Genomic DNA, 15,125 nt, shown 5'->3' with positions numbered 1-15,125 from the left:
TTTACTAGTGCGGGGCAGGCGCGAAATCAAACGCTAAGATGAGGCCCCCTCGCCTTCCCGGGCGTCGGACTGCAACAGCCGGTCGAGTTCCTCCCGGCTCAGGCGCGCGAAATTGACCAGCTCGGGCTCGTTGTCAAAAAATTCGAAGGACTTGCGCAGGCTGGCCTCGTCGTGGTCCTGAAACCGCGCCGCCTTGCGGCTAACCTCCGGCTCGGGGCGGCCCATTCGGATCAGGATTTCCCGGGCCAGTCCCAGGGCGGAATCGAAGGTCTCGCGCCGGAAGTCCGCCACCCCCAGCTTGTGCAGCTCGTAGGCGTGCCGACGGTTTCGAGCCCGGGCGAAGATTCGAAGCCGAGGAAACTCCTCCCTCGCCAGCCGGACGATGCCGAGGCCGACTTCCGGGTCGTCCACCGCGACGATCAGCCAACTCGCCGCCTCGGCGCCCGCCGCGCGCAGGATGTCGAGACGCGAGGCGTCGCCGAAATGCGCCTTGTATCCGAACTTCCGCAACAGATCGATCTGGTCGGGGTCGCTCTCGAGCACCGTCACCGGGACGCCGTTGCCGGCGAGGAAACGGCCGATCACCTGACCGAAGCGGCCGAAGCCCGCGAGGATGACGGCGTTTTTCTCGTGAATCGCGTCGTAGTCGCGCTCCGGCAGCAGGCTCATGAAGCGGGGCACCAGCCGGCTGCTGTAGAGATACATCAGGACTGGCGTGCAGGCCATCGACACGGCGACCGTCATGGTCAAGAATTCCGCCTGCTCCGGCGCCAGGATGCGCAGGCCGCCGGCGAACTGGAAGAGGACGAAGGCGAACTCGCCGCCTTGGCAGAGGGCGAGGGAGAAGCCGGCGTTCTGCAGCGGATTCAAACCGAAGACCTTCCCCAGCCCGAACAAAAGCAGCGCCTTCAAGGCCATGACCAGCGCCACGGCGCCCAGCAACCGCCACGGCTCCGCAGCGACCAGGGCGAAGTCCATCCCCATCCCGATCGAGATGAAGAAGAGCCCCAGTAACAGACCCTTGAAGGGCTCGATGTCGGTCTCGAGGGTGCGGCGGTATTCGGAGTTGGCCAACACCACGCCGGCGAGGAAGGCGCCCAGCGCGGGCGAGACGCCTATCCACTGCATCAGCAGGGTGATGCCCACCACCAAGGCTAGGGAATTGGCGGTGAAGACCTCGCGCAGCCGCGTCTTGGCGATCAGCCGGAACAGGTGCGGCGAGAGGTGGCGCCCCGCGAAGATCACGGCGACGATGGCCCCCGCCACCGCCAGGGCCTGCGCCCAGCCGGGCAGCCGGGCTATCGGGCCGGCGGCCGCGCCGACCGCCGCCGCGCCGCCGCCGGATGCCAGCAAGGGCATCAGCACCAGGATGGGGATCACGGCGATGTCCTGAAAGAGGAGGACCGAAAAGGCGTTCTCTCCCGCCGGCGTCCGCAAAAGATTCTTTTCTTGGAGGATTTGCAGGACAAGGGCCGTCGAGGAAAGCGACAGCGCCATCCCGACCGCGAGGCTAGCCCGCCAATCGTGTCCCAGCGCGACGCCGACGGCGGCGAAGGCCAGGGAGGCGGTCGCCACCTGCAGGCCGCCCAGGCCGACGATGGACCTGCGCATCCGCCAAAGCCGCGAGGGCTCCAGCTCGAGGCCGATCACGAAGAGCATCATCACCACGCCGAACTCGGCGAAGTGCAGGATCTTCTCCGGATCGCCGATCAGGCCCAGGCCGTAGGGTCCGATCAGGACGCCGGCCAGCATGTAACCCAGGACCGAGCCCAACTGGAAGCGGCTGGCCAGCGGCACCACCAGGCAGGCCGCGGCGAGAAAGACGAAGACGTTGAAGAGGACGCTGTCCATGAGCTCCCTGCTCCGCGGAATATAAGCACATCCCGCGCGGCGAGGCTTGCAAATAAAAAACCCCCGTCGCGGCGTCGGACGCCGCGACGGGGGCGGAAATATCAGCGTTCCACGATTACTTCCGGCTCAGGCCTACGCCGCGCCAGGCGGCGACGAGGGCGACCGCGCCGAAGAGGAAGAGGCTGGCCGCGCCGGCCGAGGAGCCGCCGAAGCCCAGCGAGCAGCTGATGCCGCTGCCCTCGAGCAGCTGTGGGCCCGGGGGAGGCACGGGCGTGGCCGTCGGCGACGGAGTCGGCTCTTCGACTTGCAGTTCGTAGGCGCCGATGTCGCAGATCGCCACCGCCGGATCGAGGATCGCCACCGGGCGGGTGAAGCCGAAGCCGCGTTGGTCCTCGGTCAGGGTTTGCAGGGTCAAGGTGCCGTTCAACAGATCGGCGATCACCGGCCCTTGGCAACCTTCGACGTCGTTGCCCCGATCGATGGCTAGGCTGCCGGTCAGCAGCGCATGGGTCTCGGTGGGACCGCCGTTGTTTTGCAGGGCCCCGATGCCGGCCGCGACGTTGGTCTGGTCGCCGGTGACGGTGAAGCCGTTACAGTCGGTGGCGTCGCCGATGAGGTTGTAGCCGCCGGAGACGAAGGGATCCTGTCCGCCGCAGTCGGGCATGGCGATGCCGGCCTGGTTTTGGGCGATCAGGGTGTTGGCGACCCGGAATTCCAAGACCAGCCCTTGGGGCTGAATCTCGCAATTGTTGCAAATGCCGCCGCCGAAGCCGATTTCCGCGGTATTGTCGGCGATCGTGACATTGAACAGGAGGGCCTGGACGTTGTCCAAGTCTCCCCCGAGGGCCCGTCCGTCGACGGAGTAAATGCCGCCGCCGTTGACCCGAGCGAGGTTGCCGCTGATCGTGGAGTTGATCAAGGCCATCTCGCCGCTGTTGTAAATGCCGCCGCCGTCCCCGTTATCGCCGTCCTCGGTGAAGACGACGGTGTTCCGGCTGACGGTCGAGTTGATCAGCAGCAGGCCGCCGCTGTTGCGGATACCACCGCCGTTATCGGTGCCGTCGTTTCCGTCGACCGTGGAATCCATCAGGACCGCCACGGCATTGGAGGTGATGTCGATGCCGCCCGCGTCGTCGGGAACGGTGTTGTTGGAAACCGAGCTGCTCGTCAGGTTCAGCCGCCCGCCGTCTGAATTAAAATCGATGCCGCCCGCGTCTTCCTCGGAGAGGTTTTCGGTCACGGTCACGTCGGTCAGATTAAGGATAAGGTCGGGAATATCGGCTCGAATCCCTCCGCCGGAGCCGCTGGGCGTGGAATTGCCGTCGCGAACTGTCAAGCCTTGCAAATTGACGGTGACGGGGGTGACCCCGCCGAGCAATTCGACGAAGTGCAGGACACGGTCGGTCTGGCCGGCGGTGAATCCTGAGGCCGTGATCGTCGTCTGTCCGGAGCCGAGGCCGACGATATTGATCGAAGTAAACACGTCGAGGTCGCCCGTGGCATTACCGTCCTCATTGGGACCGTCCAGGCTGAGCACGTAGGGCTGGGTCGCGGTAAGATTGAGGGTGTCGTCGCTGCCGAAGCCACCCGAGACCACGCAGTCGGTGGCGTAGGCGCCGAGCGTATTGACCTCTTGGATCGCCTCGCGCAGCGAACATCCGGTGTTGTCGAAAGAATCCGCGGTCTCGGTGACGGTAATCGTCGCCGCACCCGCCGCGAGAGGCAGGGAGAGCAAGGCCGCGACGGAAGACGCCGTCACCAGCCTGGAGAGATGAAATGCCATAGGAGCTCCTTCAGGAAGATAGAATGTGGGGTTGGTGTGGAACCGTTTAAGGCTTCGTATTTAATGGATATTTCAGCGGATTGTCAAACAATGTTTCTTAAATCTCCGCTCTCAAGGCAGGGATGGCCGCAGGGAGCAGCCGCCGGCCCCGGGCGGAGCCGCGGGATCTTGCGGCGCCGGGGCGGGAGGCTGAGGCGCGGGTGCCTCGGCAGCCAGGGCGCTGAGGGAGAGCTCGGCGTGGTTTTCATTGTAGCCGTCCTCGAGGTGGAGACGGAGGGTGTAGACACCGGCCGAGTCCGCGGTGAATTGCACGACCGCGTTCGAAGCCGACGAGAGCTGCGCCGCGCTGCCGGAGGGCTTTTCGATCAGGGTCCATTCGTAGAGGAAATTTTCCGGAAAGAGCGACTGACTGTCCAAGGCGTCCACCGTGACGACGGCGCCGGCCGGAACGCCGCCGTCCGAGCTTACCGCGTTGCTATTCCCCTCGAAGCGATACTTGGCCTTCAGCACCGGAACCGGCGGAGGCAGCACGCCGCCCGCGATCGTAATCGTCGCGGAGTCGGGGATGGCCTCGCTGAGACTGTCGGCGACGTGAAGCGTGGCGACGTAATCCCCTTCGCGATCCGGCACGAAGCTGGGCCGGGGAACAAAGGGGGAATCCAGGCGGCTGAGCGAGCCCGGCGGCACGCCGAGCTCCCACTCGTAGATCAAGGGCTGGTCGCCGTCGGGATCGGTGGCGCCGCCTTGCAGCATGATACGCGAGCCCAGCTCCAGCGTTTGGTCGGGACCGGCGTTGGCGATGGGCGCCTGGTTTTCGTCGTCGCGCGCCACCGCGAGCGCGCCGGAGACGTCGAGCGTCGCGCCCATCAATGTCTTGTTTTCGAGGTAGGCCCGTGGCGCGGCGCCCTGCAGCAAGAGGTTGCGGGCCTGGCGGTGGCTTAAGTCGGGGAAGCGGCTCCAAAGGACGGCCGCGGCGCCGGCCGCGCAGGGCGTAGCCATCGAGGTGCCGGAAATATAGCCGTAGGTCCCGTTGGGTTTGGTGCTGAGGATCTCGCCGCCAGGAGCGGCGAGGTCGACGCTGAGGCGCCCAAAGTTGGAGAAGGAGGAAAGGCTGTCGTCTGCGTCGATCGAGGCGAGGCTCACTACATTGGGCGCGTCGTAGCCGGCGGGATAAAAGGGTTCCTCATCGGTGTCGCGGCCTTGGTTTCCGGCCGCGGCGAAGAACAGGGCGCCCTGGGAGTCGGCGGCGAGGATCGCATCGAAGAGAGCCGGGTTGAAGTTGGAGTCGCCCCAGCTGTTGACCAGGATCTTGGCTCCCTGGGCGAGGGCGTACTCGATGGCCGGGATGGCGCCGGAGGTGGTGCCGGTCGCACCCTCGTCTAAGAATTTCAGGGCCATGATCTTGGCCTGCCAGGCGACGCCGCTCACGCCGACGGCGTTGTCGCCGACCGCGCCCAGGATGCCCGCGACGTGGGTGCCGTGCGAGTTGTCGTCCATCGGTTCGCCGTCGTCATTGACGAAGTCGTAGCCGTGCACGTCGTCGACGAAACCGTTGTTGTCGTCGTCGATCTGGTTGTCGGGGATCTCCCCCGGGTTGATCCACATATTGGCGGCCAGGTCGGGATGCTCGAAGTCGACGCCGGTGTCGATCACCGCGACGACGATGCTGCCCGTGTCTTGGAATTCGTCCCAGACGGTCTCGATGCCGATATCGTTGCCCACCGCCCCACCTCCTTGGCCGGAATTTTTCAGCGCCCATTGCAGGCCGAATTGAGGGTCGTCGGGTAGGGCCTGGGCGGAGACGCGCTGGTTGGGGACGGCGATCAAGACGCCCGGCCTTTCGCGGAGGGCCTTGAGCCTTCGGGGGACCTCCGCGCCGAGGGGCAGGGCGACGTGGTAGATGCGGGTGAGGGGGAAGTAGTGCAGAACTGTCGCTCCCTCGGCCTGCAAGAGACTTTGGACCTCGGCGGGACTAAGCCGTTTGCTGAATTTGAGCAGGGCCTCCTGGCCGACAGCGGTCCCCTCCCCTTCGCTGCCGAACCCGGGGCTAGCCGAGGCGACCAAGAGGCCAAGACAACTCAGGGCCATCGGCAACCATTTGGGCAGGGAGGGAAGGCGAAAAGGCATGGAATATTCTTGGTCGGAAAAATGAATAACTTCAAGAAAAATCAATGATTATGCTTAAGATCGAACGTCGGGGGATTTTGGTCCGTCTTACTTTTCTTCATTCTTTTCTTCTTCCCTCCGGCCCCCGATTTCGCAACATTTAAATATAGGGGGAGAGAGCGCTCAAGGGTAATTGCAGAGGATAGCGGTATCGGTGACTTGAACCCCGTCCGCTTCGATTTGCGAGGTGAAGGAAACCGTCGTCGGGTCGGCAACCGATTCCGCCATTTTGAATTTGATCGAAAATTCGGACTTGGTCCCGAGGTGCAGGGTGTCCATGGCGCATTCGATCGAAGTGCCCTTATCCTGGCACTGGCTGGGCATCGAATCGATGGTGAGGTGGCTCTCGCCCCCGAGGAAGACGGTATAGGTGGCGGCGGCATAGGTCCCGGGGTCTTGGGCCTCGATCAAGGTCTTGAGCGTCGCAATCTCGCCCAATTCCGGACAGCCTGGCACGAGCCCCGCGTCCAGCGAGAAGGCCGCGGCAGGCGGGGCCGAGGAAAAAGTGACGACGTTGGCGCTCGCCGGAATCTTCTTTCCGTCGGGGCAGGAAACCGTGGGTTGAATCTTGATCTCCCCGTCCTTCTGGCCCTCCTCGCCCACCACCTCGAGGCGAAGCACGTAGGTGTGAAGCTTGTCGTGGCCGAAGGGCGGCGCATCCCGACGGATCACTTGGGAAGGCTGCGCGAGGATCGCCTCGCTGAGCCGCAGCTCGCGGGTCGCGGCATCGAAGGCCTTGTCCAGCCCGATCGGCGCGAAGGCCTTGGGCAAGGCGTAGGGCTCGAAGCTGCAGGAGGAAGGATAGGTGATCTCGATCCCGAATTTGTCGCCGACGGCGACGGGGCCGGTGCGAACTTCGTTCAGTTGGCCGACGCGGGTGGCGTAGTCCACGGCCACCGGGACGTTCAAGCGCATCTTTAATTGCGAGGCCTTGGTCTTGTCGCAGGCCTGCATCGGCTGGACGCTGTAGGTGTTGCAGGCGGCTTCGGCGGAGCAGCGGCTGTCGTCGCAGTCGGGGTTGCCGCTCTTGTCTTTCGGGCAGGCGGCCTCGTCTTCTCCTTCGCAAGCGGAGTCTTCGCTGCAGGCGGAATCGTCGCAGCAGTCGGGGTCGCTGCAATCGGGCTTGCCGTCGGATTTCTTGGAGCAGGCGCCCTCCTCTTCCTCGCAAACTTCGGCATCCTCGCAAAGCGCTTGGTCGCAGCAATTCTTGTTGTTGCAGTCCGGCTTGCCGACGATGAGGGGGCAGGCCTCGGAGCTCGCCTCGGGGGAGGCCTCCAGCGCCTTGAGCGCCTTGGGGGCCTCGGGATCGGCGGCCTGAAATGCGGAGACGTCTTCGGCGCGGACCTTCACGCAGAAATTCACATCGACGTCGTTGATGCTGGTCGCCACCAGGAAATGCCCGTCCGAGTCGGTCTCGGCGGTCTGCAGGGTGGCGTCGTCGCGGGTGACCGTAAAAGGCATGCCCGCGATGGCCGGCTCGTCGTGGTCTTTGACGTTGTTGGCGTTTTTGTCGAGGAAGACGTCGCCCTCGATGTAACGGGAGCAGGCGCCGAGGGAAGCCATCAGCAGCAAAGACAGGGCCAACTTGCGGAGCAGGGTTATCAGCCTCATGGGTTCTTAGATCCTTTGCCGGGCTTAAGACCCTAGCCGGGCCCGGGTATAGGAATTATCGACTGGAATCGCCAAAAGGTGCGCCCCAAGTCGCCGAAGATGGACTTAAATTAAATTAATAATTTCAACTAGTTGATGGCAAGAGTGGCTTGAAGGCGGCTGAAAAGGACGTTGCTCCGTCTTCCTACTTTTGTCTTCCTACTTTTTCTTTAACACCCGAAGCAAAACCACGGCTTGGTTGTGTTCTGGGTCCCTGGCCCCGAACAGCAGGGTCACCGTGCCCTGCTGTTTTTCCAATGCCTTGATCTGAGCAAGTGACGGGGACTTGCCCCGGAGCTCGGCGGAGTATTTTTTCACGAAGCCCTGCCATTTTTCCACATCGTGGGAGTACCACTTGCGCAAGCTATCGCTGGGCGCGACCTCCTTCAGCCAGAGGTCCACTTTGGCGGCTTGCTTGGAAAGCCCTCGAGGCCAGAGCCGGTCCACCAATACCCGGTAGCCGTCCTTCTTAAGGGGCGACTCGTAGACTCTTTTGATTTGAATCACGCCACGGCCTTTCTGGAGGGAGGCTTGAATCTTCGATTGAAATCTATCTCGGGGCGCCCGCCTCGCCCAAGTATTCCACCTTGGATGCCTGGATCTGCATCGGATAGCCTCCCAAATGCCCATAGCGGGCCCCCGGTTTGGAGAACAGGGTGCCGGTCACGCGCATCCGTTGGGGTTTTCTCCCTTCTTCCCACGACGGCTTCGTCCCGAGGATCTCGGTGTCCGACGCCATGGCGAGCCAAAGAACGCCGTCCAGGGCGGAAACCTCGAATCCGCTGCGATAGATTCCTTCATAAACGATGCGCCGGCGGTCCAATTCGGCGGAGCGCGCCTGGAGCTCGGCGAGAGAGGAAACGGTCACGGCGGGTCCGGGCGGCAAGGATTCCAGCGAGGCCACGCGAAAGACGTAAACCGGACGGCCAAGCCCCTTGGAGAGTTCCGCATCACTCAGCAGCTCGCCGCGCGCCCGCACCGGGCCCGCGATCACGCGGTCGAACTTTCGCCGGTAGCGCTGGGGATCTTCCATCCGGAAGGAGGCCGGGACGAGTGAGAAATCCACGCCGATCCCATCCGGGATCCAGACGCGGATCTGGCCGTATTCCGCCGCTGCCAGGGCGGCAGCGCTGCGCGGACCCTCCAGCGGCTCGACGATTTCCACCTCGACGCTGCGACCGAAAATGGCGTTGGGATTAGCCAAGAGATCGCCCGGGCGCAGAGGCGACTGCGCCCAAAGCCTCCCACCGGGGAAGGTCAGGCAGAATAAAGTGAGAAGGCAGCATCGAGCCAGCGTCGGCAAGCGCACTCCGGACTATTTCTTGAGGTAGCTGATCACCGCGAAGACCGCGCCTTGCGGGTCTTGCAGGACGGCCAGGCGACCCACTTCGGGGATGTCCATGGGATCCAGCAGGGACTTGCCGCCGGTCTCCTTCGCATTTTTGACCGTTTGGTCGACGTTTTCCACGGTGACGTAGGTCATCCAAAACGGCGGCATGCTGGCAGCCTCCTTCGGGGTCTTCATGATGCCCCCGATCTCCCGATCGGCGGTCTTGACGACGTGATAGACCGTGTCGGGCATTGGAAACTCCTGAAAGGTCCACCCGAACAAGGCGCCGTAGAACTTCTTTGCCGCCTCGACGTCGGTGGTGCTGAGTTCGGTCCAGCTGATGGCTCCCGGTTTCAAGAACATGTCATGCATATGTGCCTCCTTCCAATGGCGTGCGGGCCAAATTTTAGCAGCGAAAGGAAGACGGAGGTACGATTTTCGGACGGGGGCGTTCGATTTTCGGAGCCTCCGGACCACAGCTGCCTTATAATTCCCCAAGCCCATGGGAACCTTGGTTTTTCAAGACATCCTGATCATCTTTCTTTGCTCGCTTCCGGTCGCCTTTCTCTTCTTGAAGGTTCGATTACCGGTCACCCTGGGCTTCCTGGTCACCGGGGCCCTGATCGGTCCCGAAGGATTGGCCTGGATTCAAGACCGCGAGCAGGTCCAGATCCTGGCGGAACTGGGCATCACCCTCCTACTCTTCTTCATCGGGATGGAATTCTCCTTCGACGTCTTCCTCAAGATGAAGCGGGCCAGCATCCAAGGCGGCATTTTGCAGATCCTCGTGACCATCCTCGCGGGCTGGGGCATCGGAGTCCTCCTAGGTTGGGGCCACGCCAAGAGCCTGCTGTTCGGCTTCATCCTCTCCCTCTCCAGCACGGCAGTCGTCCTCTCATCACTGGCCGGCCAACGCTCCCTGGAATCCATCCCGGGCAGGGTCTCGACGGCCATCCTGATCCTGCAGGACCTGGCCTTCATCCCCCTCTTGGTCCTCATCCCCTGGTTGGAACGCAAAGGCGAGGTCCCGCTGTGGATGGAAATGGGCCGCGAGGGATTGGAGGCGGGCGGCCTCGTCCTCGCCGTTTACCTCTTCGCGAAATACCTGGCCCAGCCCTTCTTCCTCCACGTCGCGCGAACCCGCAGCCGGGAGATCTTCGTCATCGCGGTGATCGCCCTGGCCCTGGGACTCTCCTGGATTACCAGCCGCCTGGGCTTCAGCTTCGCCCTCGGCGCCTTTTTGGCGGGCTTGGTCCTGGGCAGCACGCCCTTCCGCCTCCAAGCCCTGGCGGAAATCCAGCCCTTTCGCTTCTGCTTCTTGAGTCTGTTCTTCGTATCCATCGGGATGTTGCTCGACTTCGAAGTCCTGCGGGAAAACTTCCGGCTGCTGCTGGGGCTGGTGGTGCTCCTGCCCCTGCTGAAGACCCTCGTGACCACAGGAGTCTTGATGACGGCCCGCCTTCCCCTGCGCGTGTCGCTCACGACGGGCATTTACCTGGGGCAGATCGGGGAATTTTCCTTCTTGGTGGCCTCCAACGGCGAGAAGCTGGGATTGATCGGTCACTCCTTCTTTCAAATAATCATCGCCACCGCCATCTTGGCCATGATGCTCACCCCTTTGATGATAAAATGGGCCCCGCGGATCGCGGCCCTGGCCTCGCGCCTGGGCCCTTTGCGCCGCCTGCAAGGCGGAGACGAATCGGCCTTGGTTGAAAAATCCCGCGAGCTGAAGGGCCACGTCGTCATCTGCGGTTTCGGCCCGTTGGGGCAGACCTTCGGCGGCGTCCTGCACGCGCACAATATTCCCTTCGTGGTGCTCGAACTGAACCCCGACACGATTGAGAAGGTGAAACGAAAAAACCGCCCCGCCTTTTTCGGCGACGGCGCCTCGGAGGAACTGCTCTTCGAGGCGGGCCTCGAGAGGGCCAAGCTGCTCGCGATCACGGTCCCCGACTTTCTCAACGCCGGAGCCATCATCCGCCAGGCCCGGAAGATCAACCCGGAGATCCCCATCGTCACCCGGGCGAAATTCCGCAACGAGGTGGATAAGCTCTACGCGGCCGGCGCCGACGTGGTGATCTCGGAGGAGCTGGAGGGGGGATTCGAGATGGCGCGTTACTGCCTGCTGCAGCTGGGTCTGCCCGCCGAGGAGGTGGCGCGGGTCCTCCGCAAGGCCAGGGAATTCGGCAGCGCCGATTTTTTTTAAACTTGAGGCGGACTAGAATGGGCCCTTGCTCCGGCGGTAACGAGCCAGCGGTCCTCAACAGGGTCGTATTTTAAAATCTTCCCCCCGCGCTTCGGAACGCGAAAGCGATCGACGATCGGAGCGACCTCGGGGTCGCCGCCGCATTTTCCGCCGTGCCGCTCGCGGACGGCATACTCATAATACTTTGGAGTCGATGCCTCGAGGAACAGGTCTACGCAGTCCAAGGAGAGGCCGCGCGGCGGCAGTTGTTTTTTGAGATGGGTCCTAAGCCGAAGCTCGGCCTGGGCCTCTAAGTCGCTCGCGGCGGAAGCCGCGCGGGGAAGGCCCCAAGCGATGCAGGTGACGAGTATAAAGAGAAAGATTAACGAAGATCGGAGTCGAGGTAGGCTCATGATTCGAAATTACTCGATTACCCCCCGACCTCCAAGCGCCAATCGAGGGCCTTATCTCACTCGCGCCGCCGCGGCGCCCTTGGACAGCAGTATCTGCCAGACTTGCATCTCCCGCGCGCGGAAGGCCCCGGCGCAGGCCAGCAGGTAGAACTTCCACATCCGGTAGAACTTCTTCGAATATTTGGCCTGCAATTTATCCCAGTGACGGTGGAAATTCGCGAACCAGGCCATGAGCGTCTTGTCGTAATCGGGACCGATATTGTGCCAGTCCTCCATCACGAACAGCCCCTCGATGGCGGCGCCGATCTGGGCGATCGAGGGCAGCATGGCGTTGGGAAAGATGTAGCGGTCGATCCAAGGATCGATGTGCGTGGTGGAAACATTGCCTCCGATGGTGTGCAGCAAAAACAGGCCGTCGTCGGCAAGGCAGCGCTCGGCGACGATCTCCATGTAATGCCGGTAATTCTTGTAGCCGACGTGCTCGAACATCCCGATCGAGACGACGCGGTCGAATCGTTCGCTCTTCAGGTCGCGGTAATCCTGCAGGCGATACGCCACGCCGGGCGCCTCGTTGTGCTTGCGGGCGTAGGCGTATTGATTTTTCGAAACCGTGATTCCGACGACGCGCGCTCCGTGTCGCTGGGCGGCATACTTCGCGAAGGCGCCCCAGCCGCAGCCGATGTCCAGCACCCTCATGCCGGGCTTGAGCCCGAGTTTCTTGCAGCACAGCTCCAGCTTCTGCTCTTGGGCCTCCTCCAAGTCGGCGGCGCCTTTCCAGTAGCCGCAGGAGTAGACCATGCGGCGGTCCAGCATGGCCTCGTAGAGGTCGTTCCCGATGTCGTAGTGGCTGCCCGCGTTGAAGAAGGCCCGGGACTTGCGTTGCAGGTTGAAGATCTTGGCGCGCAGGGTATCCAACACCAGCGCCCAAGAAGGCATCTCGCGGTCGACCTTCGCGCGAAAGACGCGGCAGGCGACCTCGTCGACGCGCTCGGCGTCCCACCAACCCTCGACGTAAGATTCGCCGACACCGAGGGAGCCGTCGGCCAGGAGGCGGTCGTAGAATTTTTCGTTGTGAACTTGGATGTCCCAGGGCCGGCGGCCGTTGATCCGGATGCCCGCCTTGGCCAGAAGTCGGGCGACGGAGGCCTTCCCGCCCACGGCGCGGCCGAGACCGGGACGGCCGGCGATTTCGCCGAGCCAGGGCGCAAAATTTGAAGCGGCCTTCATAGGCACCCCCAAAATCCGGGACCAAGGCGAGTATAGCGCGAATGGGGATGGGCGAATAAAAAAAGATCGGAGCAGAAGATTTCTCTATCCGCTCCGACCCGGGGGCACACTTTATAAATTTTGTTTTTTTCCGAGGAGTTTTTCTTTCCTCGGCGGCGTCTTTCGACGCACGCCAATACTAGATTGCAGGCTTTGTGCCAGTTTTGGTGAATTCAAATAACTAAATGAAATTATTAAAATTATTTAGTTTAACAGGAATTTTATTTTTAATTTTATCTGTATGAAATATAAAAATTAAATTCAAATTTTAAATTATTAGGCCAGAATTTATAAAATTTGGAGATGGCGGGAGAAGGTAAGAAAAGTAAGACGGGGAAAAGTAAGACGGAGCAAAAGACTCCGACCCAGCCCCTTCAAAAAACCCCACTCTTGACAAGTGCTTAGCAGATTTGGTGAAAGGGGCGTCCCTTTTCACCTCCCCGAGATTCCGTCATGTCCTTGAACGAAACCGAGGCCCAGGAGCTGGGCAAAAGCGAAGAAGAGCTTTGGCAGAAAGTCCACAGCTCAATCCTAAGCGAGATGCGCCAGACGCGCAGCGACTTCGAGGCCGACCGCCGCACCGCCCGCGACCTGACCAGCCAGATCGTCGCCACGCGCCGCGACGAGGATAAGGCCGCCCTGGCCAGCGACGAGGCCGTGGCCCACGGCCTGGCCAAGCTGCGCAAAAACAAGTCCTCCGACCTCGAGGCCTTGGCCGAGCAGCCCTACTTCGCCCGCGTCGTCACCCTCGAGGGCGACCGACGCATCGAATTCAAACTGGGGACGGCCAGCTTTCCCGAGCAACGCATCGTCGACTGGCGGAAGGCGCCGATCAGCAAGCTCTATTACGACTACCGCGAGGGGGAAGAATTCTGCGAGACCATCCAGGGCCAAGAGCACGAGGGCGTCATCCAGCTGCGACGCTCCTACCAGGGCCTCGAAAACCATCTCCAACGCATCGAAACCAAGGAAGGCGTCATCGTCCGCACCGACGAAGGCTGGAAGGTGCAATCCCTGCATCCCGCACTCTCGCGCGGCGAGGAGCACGACGGCCACCTTCCGCCGATCCTCTCGCTGATCACCGCGGAGCAATTCCGTCTCATCACGCAAAACCCGCAGAAGCCCATGGTCATCCAGGGCATCGCCGGCAGCGGAAAAACCACGGTGGCCCTGCACCGCCTGGCCTGGCTGCTCCACGAGGACAACAGCGACGCGCGCCCGGAGCGATGCCTCGTAGTCATGTTCAACCGCTCCCTGAAGGCCTACGTCGAGACGACGATGCCCGAACTGAAGATCCCCAACGTGCCCATCCGCACCTATTCGCAGTGGTGCGGCGCCCTGGCCAACGACTTGGTCGGCCCGCGCCCAAGCGGCTCCTTCGAAAAGGGCCGCGACCTCGAGCTGTTGAAATCCTCCGGACAGTGCCTCGACATGCTGATGCAATACGTCTCGCAGCACCCGCACCGCCCCGAGCGCAGCTTCGTCGACGATCTCTTCGACTTCTACGACTGGCTGAGCCGTCAGGACATGATCTGGCGGAAGTGGAGCTTGGTGCAATCCCAGCTCAAGGAACAGGTCGCCAAGCGCGTCTGTGACGCGCAAGACGACGCCATCCTGCTGCACCTGGTATACGCCGAGCACGGCTACTATCCGGCGAAATCCGCGAAGAGCCTGGGCGTCTGCGACCACATCGTGATCGACGAGGCGCAGGACTTCGGCAGCGTCGAGATCCGCGGACTGCTCAACGCCCTCGACCGCGACCGCACCGTCACGATCGTCGGCGACGTCGCGCAGAAGATCGTCGGCGGCCGCGATTTCGGCGGCTGGAACCAATTGCTGAAGGAGGCCGGCTTCACCGACACGATGCCGATCTCGTTGACCGTTTCGTTCCGTTCCACCGTCGAGGTCATGGAGATCGCCGAACACCTGCGCGGCGAAAAGTTCGGCTCGAAGGAGAACGCCGCCAGCGGCCGGCGCGGCCCCATTCCCTCCTTCCGCCGCGTCGAGAACCCCACCCTGCTCGCCCACCGCATCGGCCACTGGATCGCCGCCCGACAGCAGGACAGCAAGAAGGCGCTGTCGGCCGTCATCTGCCGCTGGCCCAAGCAGGCGGCGGCCCTGACCGAGGAGCTGCGCAAGATCGGCTACCCGGCGGTGCGCCTGGGACACCGCGAGCAATTCGATTTCTCGCCGGGCGTCACGATCACCAACGTCCAGCAGGTGAAGGGCCTGGAGTTTCGCAACGTCCTCATCGTCGAGCCCTCCGAGGAAAACTACCATCCCGACAACGAGGAGGAGTGCAACCTGCTCTACGTCGCCGTGACCCGGGCCGAGGAACGCCTCGACTTCCTCGGGACGCAGCGGCCGACCTCGATCCTGCCCGTCTTAGCCAAAGCCGACGAAGAATAAGCTGCACTCGAGCCAAGAGTTTTTTTTCCTTTCTTCGTCCGGGGAAAATCGGCGATCCTTTCCATCGAAGGG

At 62.5% G+C, this 15,125-nt stretch carries 11 protein-coding genes; 2 read left to right on the top strand and 9 right to left on the bottom strand.

Annotated elements, in window-relative coordinates:
* Nucleotides 1–33 precede the first annotated feature (33 nt).
* From FBR05_02270 to FBR05_02240, 7 genes are all read right to left on the bottom strand, one after another.
* Nucleotides 34–1,851, bottom strand: coding sequence for a potassium transporter (locus tag FBR05_02270; protein MDL1871010.1), 1,818 nt, complete (start codon nucleotides 1,849–1,851; stop codon nucleotides 34–36).
* A gap of 115 nt (nucleotides 1,852–1,966) precedes the next feature.
* Nucleotides 1,967–3,634, bottom strand: a complete 1,668-nt coding sequence (locus FBR05_02265) for a CSLREA domain-containing protein (GenBank protein ID MDL1871009.1) — start codon at nucleotides 3,632–3,634, stop codon at nucleotides 1,967–1,969.
* 111 nt (nucleotides 3,635–3,745) lie between these two features.
* The gene (locus tag FBR05_02260; GenBank protein MDL1871008.1) at nucleotides 3,746–5,761 is read right to left on the bottom strand and encodes a hypothetical protein; all 2,016 of its coding nucleotides are present in this window, start codon (nucleotides 5,759–5,761) and stop codon (nucleotides 3,746–3,748) included.
* A 162-nt stretch (nucleotides 5,762–5,923) separates the two neighbouring features.
* On the bottom strand, nucleotides 5,924–7,411 hold the full coding sequence (locus FBR05_02255; protein ID MDL1871007.1) for a hypothetical protein: 1,488 nt from the start codon (nucleotides 7,409–7,411) through the stop codon (nucleotides 5,924–5,926).
* Between the two features lie 198 nt (nucleotides 7,412–7,609).
* Nucleotides 7,610–8,080 (bottom strand): DUF488 family protein, encoded by a 471-nt coding sequence (locus FBR05_02250; GenBank protein ID MDL1871006.1) that lies wholly within the window; start codon nucleotides 8,078–8,080, stop codon nucleotides 7,610–7,612.
* A complete protein-coding gene (locus FBR05_02245) occupies nucleotides 8,001–8,654 on the bottom strand; it encodes a hypothetical protein (GenBank protein ID MDL1871005.1) in 654 nt (217 codons plus the stop codon). The genes FBR05_02250 and FBR05_02245 overlap by 80 nt, the downstream gene beginning before the upstream one ends.
* A gap of 111 nt (nucleotides 8,655–8,765) precedes the next feature.
* Nucleotides 8,766–9,152 (bottom strand): VOC family protein, encoded by a 387-nt coding sequence (locus FBR05_02240; GenBank protein ID MDL1871004.1) that lies wholly within the window; start codon nucleotides 9,150–9,152, stop codon nucleotides 8,766–8,768.
* Between the two features lie 130 nt (nucleotides 9,153–9,282).
* Here FBR05_02240 and FBR05_02235 point away from each other — a divergent pair, with 130 nt between their 5' ends.
* A complete protein-coding gene (locus FBR05_02235; GenBank protein ID MDL1871003.1) occupies nucleotides 9,283–10,986 on the top strand; it encodes a hypothetical protein in 1,704 nt (567 codons plus the stop codon).
* On the opposite strand, the gene FBR05_02230 is transcribed toward FBR05_02235, so the two are convergent.
* Nucleotides 10,983–11,378, bottom strand: a complete 396-nt coding sequence (locus FBR05_02230) for a hypothetical protein (protein ID MDL1871002.1) — start codon at nucleotides 11,376–11,378, stop codon at nucleotides 10,983–10,985. The two genes, FBR05_02235 and FBR05_02230, sit on opposite strands and share 4 nt — an antisense overlap.
* Nucleotides 11,379–11,429: 51 nt before the next feature.
* Nucleotides 11,430–12,605: a cyclopropane fatty acyl phospholipid synthase gene (locus FBR05_02225; protein MDL1871001.1), complete on the bottom strand. Its 1,176-nt coding sequence runs from the start codon at nucleotides 12,603–12,605 to the stop codon at nucleotides 11,430–11,432.
* Between the two features lie 492 nt (nucleotides 12,606–13,097).
* Here FBR05_02225 and FBR05_02220 point away from each other — a divergent pair, with 492 nt between their 5' ends.
* Nucleotides 13,098–15,053 carry a hypothetical protein gene (locus tag FBR05_02220; protein ID MDL1871000.1) on the top strand — a complete coding sequence of 652 codons (1,956 nt, stop codon included), beginning with the start codon at nucleotides 13,098–13,100 and terminating at the stop codon, nucleotides 15,051–15,053.
* Nucleotides 15,054–15,125: the final 72 nt, after the last annotated feature.

It is taken from the genome of Deltaproteobacteria bacterium PRO3 (assembly GCA_030263375.1).
Classification (GTDB): Bacteria; UBA10199; UBA10199; order DSSB01; family DSSB01; genus DSSB01.
The sequence above is the reverse complement of the archived record's forward strand: the minus strand, read 5'-3'. Positions and strand labels throughout refer to the sequence as shown.